The sequence below is a fragment of the Bradyrhizobium tunisiense genome, assembly GCF_042263385.1.
Lineage (GTDB): Bacteria > Pseudomonadota > Alphaproteobacteria > Rhizobiales > Xanthobacteraceae > Bradyrhizobium > Bradyrhizobium tunisiense.
Genome location: NZ_JBHLEV010000001.1, coordinates 381,984 through 398,396, shown reverse-complemented (window position 1 = coordinate 398,396; position 16,413 = coordinate 381,984). Strand labels below are relative to the sequence as shown.

11 protein-coding genes are annotated in these 16,413 nt (G+C 64.4%); 4 read left to right on the top strand and 7 right to left on the bottom strand.

Translation table 11 applies throughout. From position 1 onward, the window contains the following. Positions 1-62: 62 nt before the first annotated feature. Positions 63-554 (bottom strand): hypothetical protein, encoded by a 492-nt coding sequence (locus ACFDR6_RS01870; RefSeq protein WP_212087697.1) that lies wholly within the window; start codon positions 552-554, stop codon positions 63-65. Between the two features lie 284 nt (positions 555-838). On the opposite strand from ACFDR6_RS01870, the gene ACFDR6_RS01865 reads away from it, so the two are divergent. Continuing rightward, positions 839-3,892: an ATP-binding protein gene (locus tag ACFDR6_RS01865; RefSeq protein ID WP_375857171.1), complete on the top strand. Its 3,054-nt coding sequence runs from the start codon at positions 839-841 to the stop codon at positions 3,890-3,892. A gap of 134 nt (positions 3,893-4,026) precedes the next feature. Here ACFDR6_RS01865 and ACFDR6_RS01860 read toward each other — a convergent pair whose 3' ends face one another. The 4 genes from ACFDR6_RS01860 to ACFDR6_RS01845 form a co-directional block, all read right to left on the bottom strand. Beyond that, positions 4,027-5,139 (bottom strand): ABC transporter permease, encoded by a 1,113-nt coding sequence (locus tag ACFDR6_RS01860; RefSeq protein ID WP_212087701.1) that lies wholly within the window; start codon positions 5,137-5,139, stop codon positions 4,027-4,029. 2 nt (positions 5,140-5,141) lie between these two features. Beyond that, complete coding sequence (gene rbbA / locus ACFDR6_RS01855) at positions 5,142-7,916, bottom strand: ribosome-associated ATPase/putative transporter RbbA (protein ID WP_375857170.1); 2,775 nt, start codon at positions 7,914-7,916, stop codon at positions 5,142-5,144. Continuing rightward, the gene (locus ACFDR6_RS01850) at positions 7,913-8,980 is read right to left on the bottom strand and encodes an HlyD family secretion protein (protein WP_375857169.1); all 1,068 of its coding nucleotides are present in this window, start codon (positions 8,978-8,980) and stop codon (positions 7,913-7,915) included. The genes rbbA and ACFDR6_RS01850 overlap by 4 nt, the downstream gene beginning before the upstream one ends. Positions 8,981-9,225: 245 nt before the next feature. Then, the gene (locus ACFDR6_RS01845) at positions 9,226-10,428 is read right to left on the bottom strand and encodes an ABC transporter substrate-binding protein (RefSeq protein WP_212087706.1); all 1,203 of its coding nucleotides are present in this window, start codon (positions 10,426-10,428) and stop codon (positions 9,226-9,228) included. A 166-nt stretch (positions 10,429-10,594) separates the two neighbouring features. On the opposite strand from ACFDR6_RS01845, the gene ACFDR6_RS01840 reads away from it, so the two are divergent. Together ACFDR6_RS01840 and ACFDR6_RS01835 are read left to right on the top strand one after the other, a co-directional pair. Beyond that, positions 10,595-11,362 (top strand): FadR/GntR family transcriptional regulator, encoded by a 768-nt coding sequence (locus ACFDR6_RS01840; protein ID WP_375857168.1) that lies wholly within the window; start codon positions 10,595-10,597, stop codon positions 11,360-11,362. 68 nt (positions 11,363-11,430) lie between these two features. After that, positions 11,431-13,044, top strand: coding sequence for an acyl-CoA synthetase (locus ACFDR6_RS01835; protein ID WP_375857167.1), 1,614 nt, complete (start codon positions 11,431-11,433; stop codon positions 13,042-13,044). 38 nt (positions 13,045-13,082) lie between these two features. Here the strand turns inward: ACFDR6_RS01835 and ACFDR6_RS01830 are convergent, their stop codons facing one another. Both ACFDR6_RS01830 and ACFDR6_RS01825 read right to left on the bottom strand, forming a co-directional pair. Beyond that, positions 13,083-14,033: a helix-turn-helix transcriptional regulator gene (locus ACFDR6_RS01830; RefSeq protein ID WP_375857166.1), complete on the bottom strand. Its 951-nt coding sequence runs from the start codon at positions 14,031-14,033 to the stop codon at positions 13,083-13,085. Between the two features lie 196 nt (positions 14,034-14,229). After that, positions 14,230-15,432, bottom strand: a complete 1,203-nt coding sequence (locus tag ACFDR6_RS01825) for an MFS transporter (RefSeq protein ID WP_375857165.1) — start codon at positions 15,430-15,432, stop codon at positions 14,230-14,232. A 177-nt stretch (positions 15,433-15,609) separates the two neighbouring features. Here ACFDR6_RS01825 and ACFDR6_RS01820 point away from each other — a divergent pair, with 177 nt between their 5' ends. Further along, positions 15,610-16,413 (top strand): MBL fold metallo-hydrolase, encoded by an 804-nt coding sequence (locus ACFDR6_RS01820; RefSeq protein ID WP_375857164.1) that lies wholly within the window; start codon positions 15,610-15,612, stop codon positions 16,411-16,413.

Here is a 16,413-nt window from a genome sequence, read left to right as displayed (position 1 = left end):
TACAAAAGGCCCGCGCCTGTGGCGCGGGCGACGATCATTTCAACGGCGTCAAACGTTTCCAATCACGATCTGAACGGGCACACCATCGTCAGATGGAGCAGCGTCGGCTTGTCCGAGCCCTTCTTGTATTCCCACTCCAGCCGGATCTCATGCCGGTGCGCATAGGCGTCGCTGGCAGCGTGAGTGATGACCTTCGTCTTCATCGGGATCGGCGGTTCGGAATTGAAGCACTTCCGGACGCAGGCATCGAGCAGGTCGCATCGCGTCAGCGGGATGACGCCGGGCTCGTCCTTGGACAGAGGAACGGTGTTCGGCTGGGTGCTGAGATCGACGCGGGCCCGGCCCTTCTCCTTGTGCCAGTATTTGGCGCTTCCCTGCGGCCACGTCGAAGGCGGGTTCAAGATCAGGTGATACTGGCCGTATTCGAGGGTGGGCAGATCGATGTCTTCGGATGCCTTGAGCTTGGCGACGCTCCTCTTCATGTTCGCGAGGGGATAGTAATTGCTGTTCATCAGGTCTTTAAATGGCTTACCCGTATAGACTAACATACCCATGTATCTTGCCTCTCAGTAAGTGCTTGGCTTCCTCGGGAAATATGCAGCTTGTCGACGGCTTGAACACGGGCCTGACGGTCCGTTGTTCGCAGCCTCTTTTTCGCGCAGCTCCTGCAAGCTACCACCTGGAACTGTGAATCGTCCAGATCGCCAACCGGTGGAGGACGCTATGCCCGAGATGAATTGCATGCGCCGTTGCTAAGCAGGTTTCCTTAAGCGATCTTATCGCCATCGATTGCGGAGGCCGACAGAGGATGCCGCCGCAATGTCCTGAGAGCACGGGAATGCTTTGCACGGCGTGTCAGTCGACGATCGACCAGGGCGATAGCCGATGCCCCAAATGCGGAGCGGCCGTCCGCCAGCGCGTCGATCCCGACAGCGAACGACGGTTTGTCACAATTCTCCGGGCCGATGTCGTCGATTCCACCGGGCTGGTTGCCGAACTGGACCCGGAGGAGGCAGTCTCGCGGCTGGAGCCAGCCTTGGCGGCTATGCGAGGGGCGGTTCGGCAGTTCGGCGGCATCGTCAGCAAGGAGCTGGGCGACGGGCTCGCCGCGGTGTTCGGTGCCCCGATCGCCGACGACAACCATGCGCCCATGGCCTGCCACGCGGCGATCGAGCTGGTCAGGCGCGTCGCAAGCCTGGGTGATCCCGGGCTTCAGGTGCGGGTCGGCCTCCACTCCGGCCATGTCGTTGCCTACATGGTCGCCAGCGAGTTCTCGAAAGTCTACGAGATCGGTGGCGCGGCCCAGCATCTGGCCGCACGGCTGGAGACGGCGGCTGAGGCGAACCAGATCTATGCCTCGGAAGCCTGTCAAAAGCTCGCCGAGGGACATGTCCGGTTCGAAGCGCTGGGCGGCAAGTCCCTGCGCGGATTCAGCCAGCCCGTGCCGGTCTATCGGATCGTAGGCGCGAGCGACCTGTCGAGCTGGCGGGTGCGCCGGGCGCGCAGCGTCTCCCGCTTCGTCGATCGAACGACCGAGCGGGCTCTGCTGGAGCGCGCCGCCGGAAACGCCAGGGCCGCCCGACAGACAATCCTGCTGCTGGGCGATGCGGGTATCGGCAAATCGCGGCTTGCGCATGAGTTTGCCCAGCAGTTGAAAGCCGATGGTTGGCGGTTGATCGACGCGGAGTCCAGCCCGAACCTGCAGGGGGCCCCGTTCAGCACGCTCAAGCGGATTTTGCTGGCGGCGATGGATGCGGCGAAGGAAGCCCACGGCGCGGAGGATCCTCGCAAGGACCTGCCGGCGATCCAGCAAACTGCGCTCGACGCGGTGCTTGATCTGCCTGTATCGAATCCGCACTGGGATGAGCTGGAGCCTCATGCACGGGGGCGAGCGTTCTCCGATGCAAGCTGTGCCATCATCGGAGGCCTCGCCAGCCGCCAGCGAACGGTGGTTCTGCTCGAGGACCTGCACTGGATCGATCGGGCCAGCGACGTCGTCGTGGCCGCCATCGCCTCGCTACAGACGGCCGGCCTTCTCGTGCTCCTCACCTCGCGGCCGAATGGCATGCCGGTCTGGATTGCGCGTTGTCAGGCGGAGATCGTCGCGATGCGGCCGCTCGACGACGATTCAGGGCTGGCCATGCTGGCAGACATGCTTGGCTCCTCCGAGACGAACGCCGATCTGAAGAGCCGGATCATATCTCATACCGCCAACGTCCCCCTGTTCATCGAGGAGGTCTGCCGCGGATTGAAGGATAGCGGCACGCTGCGCGGCCAATGGGGCGATCTCGCGCTCGTGCGTCCGATCGACGAACTCGGTATTCCCACCAGCATCCAGGGCGTGATTGCAGCGCGTCTCGATCGGATGTCCAAGCAAGAGCGATCCATATTGCAGATCGCCGCCACCTTGGGGCCGAGATCGAACGAAGCCATGCTGGGCAAGATCGCAGCCCTGCCCGAGGATGTCCTGCAAGGGTGCCTCGCAGCGCTTGATCGCGCCGAGTTGCTCGTCAGGATCGACAGCGAACTGGAAAATTCGCTGGAGTTCCGGCACGAGATGGTCCGGCAGGTCACCTATGACTCTATGGTCGAAAAGGTGCGTGAAGACATCCACGCGCGCATTCTTTCAGCCCTGGAGGGCAGCGAAGGTGGCGCCGACGATCCCGACAAGCTCTGCTATCACGCCACGCGAGCGAAGGATTGGGACAAGTCGTTCGTCTACGGCAGGGCCTCGGCGAGACGATGTCTGGCGCGGTCGGCATTTAGCGATGCGGCAGATTATTTCGAGACCGCGATGAGATCGCTGGACATGACGCCGGCCAATCCCGCAAGGGAAGCGAATGCCGTGGACGTTCGCATCGAAGCGCGTGCGGCGTTCATTGCGTCCGGCCAGATTGCTGAATGGCTGAACCTCGGCAAGGAGGCCGAGCGTCGTGCCGACGCAATCAACGACATCGGGCGGAAAGTAGCTGCTTTGACGGTCATGGCGGCTGCACAGAATTTCTACGGGACCCCAGTCGAAGCGGTCATCGTCGGCGAGGAGGTGGTGCGCCTTGCACGGGAGTGGGGCAATCCGGGTTGGCTCAACGCTGCGCAATACGGTCTTGGCCAGGTGTATTTCCTTGCCGGGCGCTATCGTGAAGCTGATGGGCTCTTCGCGCGGACCTGCGCCCAGCTGACGGGGCCGGAGGCCAGTGCTCCTTTCGGCTCGACGCCGAAATCTGCGTTGTTGCTTTGCTGCATGATGAACAGCATCACCCACGCCGTCATGGGCGAGCTCGATGCCGCCGAGCAGCTCCAGCGCGAGGCTTCCGCCATTGCCGAGGAGACGGGCCGTCCCTACGACCGCGTCGCCGCCGCTTATAGTGGCGGCTGGCTGAAGCTCGCTCAGAACGATCCCGCTGCGGCCGCCGCCATCCTCGAGGACGGCTTCGTTCTTGCGCAGAAGCACGGCATCCGGCTGTTCGTGCCGGTGCTCGGTTGCCATCTCGGCATGGCCTATCTCGAGCGGGGTCTGTTCGAGCGGGCGCGCGGCATGCTGACCGAAGCGCGCGAGGAGGCGAAGGCGGTCGGCTATACCTCGGCGGTGCTGCGCAGCTCGATCTACCTTGCGCTCGCGACCTCCCGCCTCGACGACGTCCAGGCGGCGCAGTACATGCTGCGCGAGGCGCGCAACACCGCCCGCCAGCAGGGGTTTTCAGGCCTCGAAGCCGAGGCCCTGTTCGGTGAAGCCGTGGTGACGCCTCCTTCGAGCGAGGCGAACAAGGCCGCGATCCTCGCCGCTCTGCGCGCGGCGATCGCGATCGCCTCCGAATGCGGCGCGCAGCCGCTCCAGAGCAAGGCCGAGGCGATGCTGGCCGGGCTGCTCGCCCGGGGAAATGAGCTGACCTGACCCCGCCTGCCGGGGTCAGCGCCGCGATGCACCAAATCTGCTCGACGGGTCAAAAAAATTCTGCAGGCAAGGCAATAGCTTAGCTACTGTGCATGGGGTTGTTTTCGCAGATTTGAGGCGAAGCCCTTCGCGGCTCACGCCAGGAACGCGCGAAATCGCCGCAGCGCGATCACGAAGAAGACGCAGCCGATCACGGCGAGCGCGACGAGCTGCGGCCACACGGACTCCAGTCCCGCCCCACGGAACAGGATCGCCTGCGCGAGCATCACGAAATGCGTATTGGGCGCCGCCAACATGATGTCCTGGACGAATTGCGGCATGCTCTCCCGCGGCGTCATGCTGCCGGACAGCGTCTGCAGCGGCAGCAGGGTCATCATCAGGAGCAATCCGAACTGCGGCATCGATCCGGCGACGGTGGCGAGGAAGATGCCCATGCTGGTCGTCGCAAACAGCTGCAGCGCCGCGCCGAGCAGGAACAGTGCGATCGAGCCGTCGATGGTCACCGCAAGCCATCCCTTGACCACGAAGACGATCGACAACGCCGAAGCGGCCAGCACCACCAGCCCCATCGACCACACCTTGCTGACCATGATCTCGAGCGGCGTGACCGGCATCACCAGCAGGTGCTCGATCGTGCCGTGCTCGCGCTCGCGGATCAGCGCGGCGCCCGTCAGGATGATCGAGAGCATGGTGATCGAGTTAATGACCTCGTCGACGGCGCCGAACCAGGATTTCTTCAGCTCCGGGTTGAAGCGTGCCCGCAGGGTCAGCTCGATCGGCGCGGTCTGCGCATTGCGCGTCCGCGCCAGGAACTCGGCGATTTCCGCGCTGACGATCTGCTCGATATAGCCGCCGCCGTTGAACGCCTGCGAGATCCGCGTCGCGTCGATGTTGAGCTGAATCGCCGGCGACTTCCCTGCCAGCAAGTCGCGCTGGAATTCCGGGGGAATGTTCAGCGCAAACGTGTCGAGCCCCGCGTCCATCCGCCGGTCCATTTCATATTGCGAGATCAGGCGCGGCTCGGAGAAGTATGGCGGCGTGAATGCCAGTTCGATGCGGCTGGAAACCGGCGAACGGTCCTCGTCGACGATGGCGATCGCGGCGTGGTTCAAGGTTTCGGGCAGTGCCTTGGCTCCGGCATAGATCGCGAGCGTGAAGGAATAGACGATCAGCACGAGCAGCATCGGGTCGCGCACCAGGCCGCGCAATTCCTTGACACCGAGCTGGAATAAATTGTCGAAGCGCATGGTCAGCGAGCCTGTTTCTTCAGCAGCATCGTGCCGGCAATCATCAGGACGGGGACCATGATGGCGAGCACCAGGAGATCGTTGTGGAGGGTGTCGAACGCCAGGCCCTTGGAGAAGGTGCCGCGCGAGATCGTGACGAAATAGGTGGTGGGATAGAGTCGCCCGATCACGGCGCCCAGTCCCTGCAACGATGAGACCGGATCGATCAGGCCGGAATACTGGATGGCGGGTATCAGGGTGATCAGCACGGTGCCGAACAAGGCCGCGATCTGGCTGTTCATGAAGGCCGAGATCACCAGCCCCAGGCCGGTCGTGGCCGTGACGTAGAGGAGCGCGGCCAGTGCGTAGGTCGCAAAGCTCCCCGTGAAGGGGACGCCGAAGACGGTGAGCGCGAAGGCGACCAGGAGCAGGAAGTTTCCGAACGCCAGCACGACGTAAGGCAGCTGCGTGCCGAGCAGAAATTCCAGCCGGGTCACCGGCGTGACGTAGAAATTGACGATCGAGCCGAGTTCCTTCTCGCGCACCACCGCAAGCGCTGCGAGCACCGCCGGAATCATGACCAGCAGAAGCGGGATGATGCCCGGCGCCATGGCGACGACGCTGATGACATCAGGATTGTAGCGGTAGCGCAGCTGGAGCTGATACGCGCCGGTGATTGCCGCGTCGCCGTAGAGCTCGCGGCTCTTCTGCGCAAGCCAGGTCGCGTGGATCGCCTGCGCGTAGGAGCGCAGCGTCTCGGCCCGCGTCGGATTGGCGCCGTCGACCCAGGCGCCGATCTCGACACGGCGGCCGCGGCTGACGTCGCGGCCGAAGCCCGGCGGCAGCTCGATGGCAAGTCCGATCTCGCCGGCGCGCATACGGCGGTCGAGGTCGGCATAATCCGTGATCGGCGATTTCTGGGTGAAGTAGCGCGAGCCCGCGATCTGAAGGCTGTAGTCGCGGCTGATCGCGCTGTCGTCGCGGTCGAGCACGGCGAAGGTCAGGTTCGCGACGTCCATGCTGATGCCGTATCCGAGCACGAACAGCAGCAGCACGCTGCCGAGGATCGCGAGGGTGGCGCGGATCGGATCGCGCCGCAGCTCGAGCGTCTCCCGCCTGGAATAGGCGAGCATGCGCGTCGGATTGAATGCAGCATTGCGCCGAGCGGGCGGGGCGGCGGTTGCCGATGCGGGAGTTGGCAAGACGGCCGCCGGCCGGCCGGCCGGCTCCGCCCCGTCCGCGATCGCCTCTTCCAGGCAGGCGATGAAGGCCTGCTCCAGCGTGGCGGTGCCGCGTGCAGCCACGATCGCCGCGGGCGTGTCCGATATCAGCACCTTGCCCGCATGCATCAGCGAGACCCGGTCGCAGCGCTCGGCCTCGTTCATGAAATGGGTCGAGACGAAAATCGTGACGTTGTCCTTGCGGGATAGCTCGGCGAGGATCTGCCAGAAGCGGTCGCGGGCGACTGGATCGACGCCGGACGTCGGCTCGTCGAGGATGAGAATGTCGGGCGCATGGATCATGGCGACTGCCAGCGACAAACGCTGCCGCACACCCAGCGGCAACGTGTCGGGCAAGGAATCGGCGACGTCGGCGAGATCGAACCGCGCGATCATCTCCTTGGTGCGCGCGGCGATGGTGTCCGCCGGCAGCCTGAACAGCCGCGCATGCAGATCGAGATTTTGCGCGACCGTGAGCTCCGAATAGAGCGAGAACCCCTGCGACATGTAACCAATGCGCCGCCGCACCGACATGTCGCCGGCGTCGATGGTCTTGCCGAACAATCGCGCGGTGCCTTCGCTCACCGGCAGGAGGCCGGTGAGCATTTTCATGGTCGTGGTCTTGCCGCACCCGTTCGAGCCGAGGAAGCCGAAGATCTCGCCCTTCCTGATGCGGAAGCTGACATCGTCGACGGCCACGAAGCCGTTGAACCGTCGGGTCAAATGATCGGCCTCGATCGCGATCTCGTCATGCCCCTCGCCGCGCGGCGGGATGACGATATTGGTGTAGTTACTGCGATCCGCATCGGGCAGGAGACGGATGAAGGCGTCATCGAGCGTATCGGCGCCGGTCTGCCGCTTGAGCTCGGCTGGCGTTCCCGTCGCCAGCACGCGGCCGGCATTCATCGCGATCAGGACATCGAACTGCGCGGCCTCCTCCATGTAGGCGGTCGAGACGATCACGCTCATGCCGGGGCGGCTGGCGCGGATCGAGGTGATCAGTTCCCAGAACTGGCGGCGCGACAGCGGATCGACGCCGGTGGTCGGCTCGTCCAGGATCAGCAGCTCGGGATCGTGGATCAGGGCGCAGCACAGGCCGACCTTCTGCTTCATGCCGCCGGAGAGTTTTGCCGCCGGCCGGTCGGCGAACGGCGTTAGCCCGGTGTCGCGCAGCAGGCCGGCGATCCGCCTGCTGCGTTCGGCCTTGTCGTGTCCGAACAGGCGGCCGAAGAAGTCGATATTCTCGAACACCGACAGTGTCGGATATAGGTTCTTGCCGAGCCCCTGCGGCATGTAGGCGATGTCGGGACACACGTTGCGGCGATGGCGCGAACTCGCCATGTCGCCGCCGAGCACGTGGACACGTCCCTGCTGGATCGCGCGGGCCCCGGCGATCAGCGAGAGCAGGCTGGATTTGCCGACGCCGTCGGGGCCAATCAGTCCGACCATGCAGCCGGATGGGAGGTCGAGCGTGATGGCATCCAGTGCGCGGGTCTTGCCGTAGTTGAGGCCCACGTCGTCGAGATGCGCCACGCTGCCGCGCTCGGCAGGTCGCTCGGCTGCGGCAGCCGTGCTCATCTCGTCAGCTTGATGTTGAGATTGCCGGGCCATTGCGCGGCCGGATCGAGCTGCACATAGGCCATGCCGGGCAGGCCGGTCTTCACGTGCTCGATGTGCTGGCGCAGCAGATCGGGTGCGATATGCGCCTTGATGCGGAACATCAGCTTCTGGCGTTCTTCCTCGGTCTCGACGGTCTTGGGCGTGAATTGTGCGACGTCGGCGACGAAGGTGGCCTTGGCGGGAATCACATATTGGGGGATGGCGTCGAGCACGAGGCGAACCTCGGCGCCGATCGCGACGCGGCCCGCATCCGCCGTCGGCAGGAAGAACGTCATGTAGACGTCGCCGAGATCGACCATGTTGAGGACGCGGCCGCCGGCGGCGAGCACCTCGCCGGGCTGCGACACGCGATACTGCACGCGGCCGTCGCGCGGCGCCTTCAGCACGCTGTCGTTGAGGTCGGCATTGATGCTCTCGATCGCGGCCTTGGCGGCGTCGACCGCGGCGCCAGCGTCGATCACCATCGCGCGAGCGGAGCTGATCGCGGCCTCGGACGCTGCGACCTGGGCGTGGGACGCGGCGAGCGCGGCCTTTGCGGTGGCGTTGGAGGAGCGGTCGTCGTCCAGGACCTGCTGCGACACCGCGCTCGTCTTGATCAATTGTTCGGAGCGATCGAGCTTGCGGCTCGTGCTGTCGAGTTGGGCGATGCGCTGGTCGACCATGGCTTCGGCGGCTTTGCGTTCGGCCTCGCGCTGGTTCACCAGGCTCTTCGCGGTCTCGACGTTGATCGCTGCGCGCTGGAGCTGCGCATCGGCCTGGCGGCGCTGGGCCTGCAACTGCTCGGTGTCCATGCGCGCCAGAATCTGACCTGCGCGGACGAAGTCGCCTTCGCCGACCAGGATCTCGCGAATCCGTCCCGGCGTCTTGGTGGCGATGTCGATCTCGACCGCTTCGATGCGGCCGTTGCCGCGGGCGAAGCCTGCCGGCAGCGTGTTGGCATCGCGGTGCTGCCAATAATAGTAGCCGCCACCTGCAACGAGCACGGCGATCGCGGCGATGACTCGACCCGGCGTGAAGTTCATCTGTTCAAAACGCCGTGCGGCGGCGCCCATTGTTGAGATACGAACGCCCGGCCGCGGAACGCGCGGAAGGGCGGCCTCAACATTGCAGCGAATTTTGCACCGCAGCTTGATGCAGATCAGACGGCGGCGCGAGGCGTCTCTGCCCGCTTTTTGAGCTGCGCGCCCTTGCCGCTCGTCCGCCCAGATTGTCAAGCGGACGAGCGAGGCTTGTCGAACGGATGACTATGGGCCCGATCCGGGCCGCCTCACTTCACCAGCGGGCAGCCGCCATCCTTCAGAGGCCGGAACGCCTGGTCGGCGGGCACCTCGGCGAGCAGCTTGTAGTAATCCCACGGTCCTTTCGACTCCTCCGGCTTCTTCACCTGGAACAGGTACATGCTGTGCACCATGCGGCCGTCTTCGCGCAGCACGCCGTTGTCGGTGAAGGCGTCGCGCACCGGCAGCTCCCGCATCTTTGCCATCACCGTCTTGGTATCGCGGGTGCCCGCAGCCTGTACGGCCTTGAGGTAATGCAGCGTGGCGCTGTAGGTCGCGGCCTGGTTCATCGTCGGCATGCGTTTGACGCGCTCCAGGAACCGCTTGCCGAAGGCGCGGGTCTTGTCGTTGAGATCCCAGTAATACGCCTCGGTGATGATCAGCCCCTGCGCGAGCTTGAGGCCGAGGCTGTGCACGTCGGAGATGAACATGACGATCGCAGCCAGGTTCTGGCCGCCGGCGACGATGCCGAACTCGCCCGCCTGCTTGATCGCGTTGATGGTGTCGCCGCCGCCATTGGCGAGCCCGATGATCTTGGCCTTTGAGGCCTGCGCCTGGAGCAGGAACGAGGAGAAATCCGCCGTGTTGAGCGGATGCTTGACGCTGCCGAGCACCTTGCCGCCCGCCGCCTTCACCACGTCGCCGGTATCGCGTTCGACCGAATGACCGAACACGTAGTCGGCGGTGAGGAAGAACCAAGTGTCGCCGCCGGTCTTGACGATGGCGCTGCCGACGGTGTGGGCGTTGGCGTAGGTGTCGTAGGTCCAGTGCGCGGTGTAGGGCGAGCACGACTTTCCGGTGATGTCGGAGCTCGCCGCGTCCGTCACGATCATGATCTTCTCGTACTGCTTCGACAGCTCCATCACGGCAAGCGCGGTCGCCGAGGTCGGCAGGTCGATGATCATGTCGACGCCTTCGGTCTCCCACCATTTGCGGGCGATGGTGGAGGCGACGTCGGGCTTGTTGAGCACGTCGGCACTGAGCATCTCGATCGGCCTGCCGAACATCTGGCCGCCGAAGTCCTCGATCGCCATTTTGGTCGCCTCGACATTCCCCATGCCGCCGATGTCGGAATAGACGGAGGAGAAGTCGGAGAGCACGCCGATCTTGAGCGGTGCCTGCTGGGCGGAGGTGGGGGCGATGAGGGCAGCGGACAGCAAGCCGGCCGCGGACACGAGTGCGATAAATCTCATGGATACGTTTCCTCTTACACGGGACTATTCTGTCCCTTTGTCCGACAAAGCTAGATCGGGCTCCCAACAGAGTCAATTTCCTCCAAGATCTCATGAATAGCCGGAGTTTGACGCCTAAGGCGCCCGTGCGTATGATTTGTCCGACAATCGCCATTGGAGGTCGATTTTGCCTGTCGCGCCGCTCTTCCGACCGATCGATGTCGCCCCGGCCTATCAGAAGGTCGCGGACGCCATCGAACGCGAGATCGTCAATGGCCGCCTCAAGCCGGGCGATCCCATCGGCACCGAACACGATCTGGTCCGTCAGTTCGGCGTCAACCGTTCGACCATCCGTGAGGGCATCCGTGTGCTGGAGGAGGGCGGGCTGATCCGGCGCGATTCCTCGCGCCGCCTGCACGCTTGTCTGCCGCGCTACAGCAAGCTCGCAAGCCGTCTCAGCCGTGCGCTGGTCCTGCACGAGGTCACCTTCCGCGAGCTCTACGAGGCCTCCATGACACTGGAGGTCGCCAGCATCGAAGGCGCGGTGGAGCGGGCGAACGAGGAGAATCTCGCCGAGCTCGATGACAACCTCGCGCGCAGCGAGTCCGTGGTCGGCGATGCCGCGATGCTTGCCGAATGCGATGCCGAATTCCACGTTCTGGTCGCCAAGGCCTCGCAGAACCGCGTGCTCCAGCTCGCGCGCGAGCCGGCAGCGCAATTGTTCTATCCGACCACCGAGATGATCGTGACCAATGTCGCCGAAGGCGGCCCGCGTCTCGTCGCGGCGCACCGCCATCTCATCGAGGCGATCCGTCACCGCGACCGCGAGGCCGGCGTGCTGTGGACGCGCCGGCATCTTCAGGACTGGCGCCGCGGATTCGAGAAGATTGCTTCGCTCGATCGTTCGGTCGAGCACATGTACATGGAGCACGCGCGGGCGGCCCGGCATAAGTAGCGCAAACAAACAAGACGCAAGATCTCAAGTAATAAATCCAGCAAAAAAGACATCACGTGGAGGAACGTATGACCGGCGACACCGCAGCCACCATCTCGAAAGCGCGCGAGCATTCAATCGGCGATCTCTTGCGCCGTTCCGCCGGCCGAGAGCCGAGCAAGCTTGCGGTGAGCTGCGGCGGCGTGAGCTGGACCTTCGCCGAGATGGATGCGATCTGCAACCGGCTCGGCCGCGGCCTGCTCGGCCTCGGCGTCGGAAAGGGTGATCGCATTGCGGTGCTCTCGCGCAATTCGCACGCCTTTGCCGCGCTGCGTTTCGCGGTGGCGCGGATCGGCGCGGTGCTGGTGCCGATCAACTTCATGCTCAATCCGGACGAGATCAATTTCATCCTCAAGAGCTCCGGCGCAAAGCTGCTCGCGACCGGACCGGATTTCGTCGAGCCTGCGCGCGCAGCCAGCGCGAGGGATTGTGCGGTCGAGAAGATGATCTGGCTGCCGGGTGAAGACCCTGCGTCCGCGCCTGCGGGCCTCACCACCTTCGACGATCTGCTTCATGCCGACCGCTCGTTCCTGGAAGCGTCGGTCGACAGCCGCGATCTGGCTCAGATCGTCTATACCAGCGGCACGGAATCGCTGCCAAAGGGCGCGATGCTGACCCATGAAGCCGTGATGTGGCAGTATGTCAGCTGCATCATCGATGGCGGCATGAGCGTGGAGGACAAGTTCCTGCACGCGCTGCCGCTCTATCACTGCGCCCAGCTCGACGTGTTCCTGGGACCGCAGATCTATCTCGGCGCCTCCTGCGTGATCACCGGCAAGCCGACCGCCGACAACATCCTGGCGCTGATCCAGGCGCACAGGATCACGTCGTTCTTCGCGCCGCCGACGATCTGGATTGCGATGCTGCGCTCGCCGAACTTCGACAAGACCGATCTGTCGACCCTGCAGAAGGGCTATTACGGCGCCTCGATCATGCCTGTGGAGGTGTTGCTCGAGCTTCAGCGCCGCCTGCCCAACGTCAAGTTCTGGAACTTCTACGGCCAAACCGAGATCGCGCCGCTCGCGACCGTGCTGCGGCCGGAGGACCAACTGCGCAAAGCCGGCTCGGCTGGCAAGCCTGTGCTCAATGTCGAGACTCGGGTGGTCAACACCGCGATGGAGGACGTCAAGGTCGGTGAAGTCGGCGAGATCGTGCACCGCTCGCCGCATTTGCTGTCCGGCTATTACAACGATCCGGTGAAGACTGCGGCAGCATTTTCGGGCGGCTGGTTTCACTCGGGAGACCTCGCCACGGTCGACGAGGAAGGCCACATCACCGTGGTCGATCGGGTTAAGGACATGATCAAGACCGGCGGCGAGAACGTCGCCAGCCGCGAGGTCGAAGAGATGGTCTACCGCATCCCCGCGGTCTCGGAGGTCGCCGTCGTCGGCTTGCCTGATCCGCGGTGGATCGAGGCGGTCACCGCCATCGTCGTGGTCAAGAGCGGTGAAAAGCTGGACGAGGACGCCGTCATCAAGCACTGCGCTGCCCAGATGGCGCATTTCAAGGTGCCCAAGCGCGTCATTTTCGTCGATGCCTTGCCGAAGAATCCGAGCGGCAAGCTGCTCAAGCGCGAGCTGCGCCAGCGCTTCGTCGGCGGCGAGACGCTGGACAAGGCGATCCAGAAGAATTTTGGGGCATAGAACCGGGCGGCGCTGGGCAGCGTCGCGGTCGAGCTTCGCTAGCCGACGTTGCCGGCCAGCTTCCTGACGTCGTCGGGCGTCTGTCCGAAGCGGCGGCGAAACGCGCGATGGAAGTAGGATACGTCGTGGAAGCCCGCGAGATGCGCGATCTCGATGATCTTGCGGGTGCGCATGGCAGGGTTTCGAAGCAGCCGTTCGGCGCGCAGCAAGCGATGCTCCAGCACGAACCCGCTATAAGTGATGCCGGCCTGCTCGAACAGAAGCTGGATCGTGCGTGGGCTGACCCGGTGCATGGCCGACAGGACGGTGAGTGACAGCGCGGGGCTGTCCAACTGTGCCAGGATGTCGGATTTGAGAGTCTCGAGACGTGCTGCGGCAAGGCCGCGCGTCCGAGCTTCCTCGGCGACATCGCCGCGGGCTCCGATCATCAGCACCGAAAGGTCGAACAAATGCTGGGAGACCGCATCGAGCTCCGCAGGCGCGAGCTTGTCGGGATAAGCATGCGCGAGATCGTAATACCGCAGGAACATCGACGTGATCGGATTGGCGCCGGGAATCGACTGGGCAATCAGGTCCTCGGCATTCGGGCACGCCCGCAGTAACGCCTTGCGGGGCAACAGTGCGGTCTGGAAGTTGCCGTACCCTGTCTGGGTGATTTGGGCACCCTTGATCGAGGGATCGCCGATCGTGAGGTCGCCGGCCGCAATGTTCAGTCCGCGCCTGCCCATGGTTCCGTTCAGAGCCGAATTCGGTGACATGGCGACAACCAATTCGTCGTTGGTGCCCATGGACACGAAGCTCATCGGCGTACCGTAGGAGGCGGACAGCCGCAGGCGCGGAAGGATGGCCGGCGTGATCATTCGGTGCACCGGGCCGTCTCCGATCGGAACGAAGTCGGTCCCCATCACCCGCCGGCAGAACTGCTCGCGCCACCCCTCATAGGCCGGCCCCGTCGGATCGCCGTTGAACGAGAGTTGTGGCTGTGTCATCGATCGGAAGGCGCAGGTTTGTCGGCGATCTGCCGGCAGGTTGTACCGTCAGGCTGATGCGCCGCAACGGCAAAAGCGCGGGATTGCGTGATAAGCCACTCGCGATGACGTGCGGGGACCGCGACCAGGTGCCGCAGTTCGGTACGCCGGGATCACACAGGCAATTCCCGCTATGGTGTTCGCGCGGGGGCGAAGCTCAATACTTCTTCACCGCCGCTCCGAACGCGAACCACAGCGCCATTGATGCGAGCCCGAACGCGCCGAGCAGCAGGAAGGCCGGACCGTAGCCGGTCCATTGCGCGATCCAGCCGCCGAGCGCGGGGCTGAGGCTGGCGCCGACACCCTGCACCGTGATCACGGCGCCCTGGCCGAGATTGATACGGCCGGTGCCGTTGAGCGCGCGCGCGACCATGCCGGGGACGGCAACGGTCTGCAGACCCGTGCCGATGCCGTCGAGCACCTGCATCGGCACGACGCCCCACCATCCCGTCACGAAGAAGGCGAGCACGCCGCGGATGGGCAGGAACATGAAGGACACCAGGATCACCGGCCAGTAATTGCGCTTGCTCGCGGCCTTCATCGCGATCAGCGACGTCACGACCATCACGCCTTGTGCAATGACGACGGTGGTCGCGACGAAGCTCGGGCCGTTGGCCTGTCCCTCGGCGACCGCCGCGAGCCCGTAGAGTGGAACGATCGCGGCATTGCCGAGGTGGAATAGTGCGAGCGCGAGTGCCAGCACGAGCAGTGCCTTGTGCTTGAGCAGCATCGCCATCGCATCCGGCGGAGCCTTGGAGTCATCCTCCTTGCTGCCGCGCGCGGCCCGGTCATCGATTGCCTTGGCCGGAATCATCAGCACGCAGGCGATCGCGATGGCACCGAACAAGGCCGCCAGCATGAACACGGCGACATAGCCGTATTTGTAGCCGAGATAGCCCGACAGGGCGGCGCCGACCATGTTGCCCGCGTGGTTGTACGCCTGGTTGCGGCCGTTGAGCGCATTGAAGCCCTTCTGCTTGGCGATGCCCAGCGTGATGCCTGTCACCGCCGGTACGATCGCGGCGCTCGCCAGCGATTGCGCGACTTGCGAGAACGTCACCGCCCAGAAATTTTGCGAGATCAGGATGATGGAGGAGGCGAGAACGACGCAGATGCCGGGAATCACGACCCACATCCGCTTGTTGCGGCTGGCATCGATGAAGCCGCCGATCGGCGTCGTGATCAGCATGCCCGCGACATTGCCGATCGTCAGCGCAGTGCCGATCAGTCCGGTCGCCCAGCCGCGCTCCTGGAGGAATACGCCGACGAACGGCCCGATGCCCGACTGCATGTCGGCCATGAAGAAATTGAGCGCGAACAGGGGCCAGAGACGGGACGGAGAAGGGGATCTCGATGTCATCGAAACTCGAACATGCTCTTCGTGTGTCGTGATCCTCTTGCCGATCGCTCTGGCGTTGATCTGAAGCGTAACGAGCGCTGGCCGCGTTGGTTCCAGGCACTCCTTTGCTGCTCATCGACCTTGCTGAACGCTTGCTCGTAATGTCATCCTGCGATCATTCCCCACGGAGCTCGCGTCATGCCTCTCTGGTCCTGCGAAACCTGCGGCGCTCAATTCCCGAGCGGCAGAAATCCGCCCGTCTCATGCCCGATTTGCGAGGACGAGCGGCAATTCGTGAACTGGAAAGGGCAGAGCTTCCTCACGCGTGAGGAGCTCATGCGGGGGTACCGACTGGTGGGACGCGACGATCTCGGCCTCACCGGCATCGGTCTGGAGCCGAGCTTCGCCATCGGGCAGCGCGCGCTGCTGGTGCCTCAAGGCCACGGCTGCGTGATGTGGGATTGCATTCCGCTCGTAACCGATGAAGCCGTCCAATACGTTGCGGCACTCGGCGGACTGAAGGCGATCGCGATCTCGCATCCGCACTATTACGGCGCGGTCGCCGACTGGAGCGACACATTTGGCGGAGTGCCGGTCTACCTGCATGCCGACGATCGCGCTTTCGTGACGCGACCGCATCCCTCGATCGTGCACTGGACCGGCGAGAACCACCGCATCTCCGACGATGTGCTGCTGCTGCGCACCGGCGGTCATTTCGCCGGCGCCACCATGCTGCACGCTGCGCGCGGCGCGGACGGCAGGGGCGCGCTGCTCACCGGCGACATCGCCCAGGTGACGATGGACCGCCGCTTCGTCAGCTTCATGTATTCCTACCCCAATTACATGCCGCTCAATGCCGCCGCGGTGCGGCGGATCGCGACCGCCGTCGAGCCGCTCGCCTTCGATCGGATCTACGGCGCTTGGTGGGGGCGCAATATTGCCACTGGGGCCAAGGCGGCTTTCGCGGCATCGGTCGAGCGCTATATCGCCGCCATCGCCTGA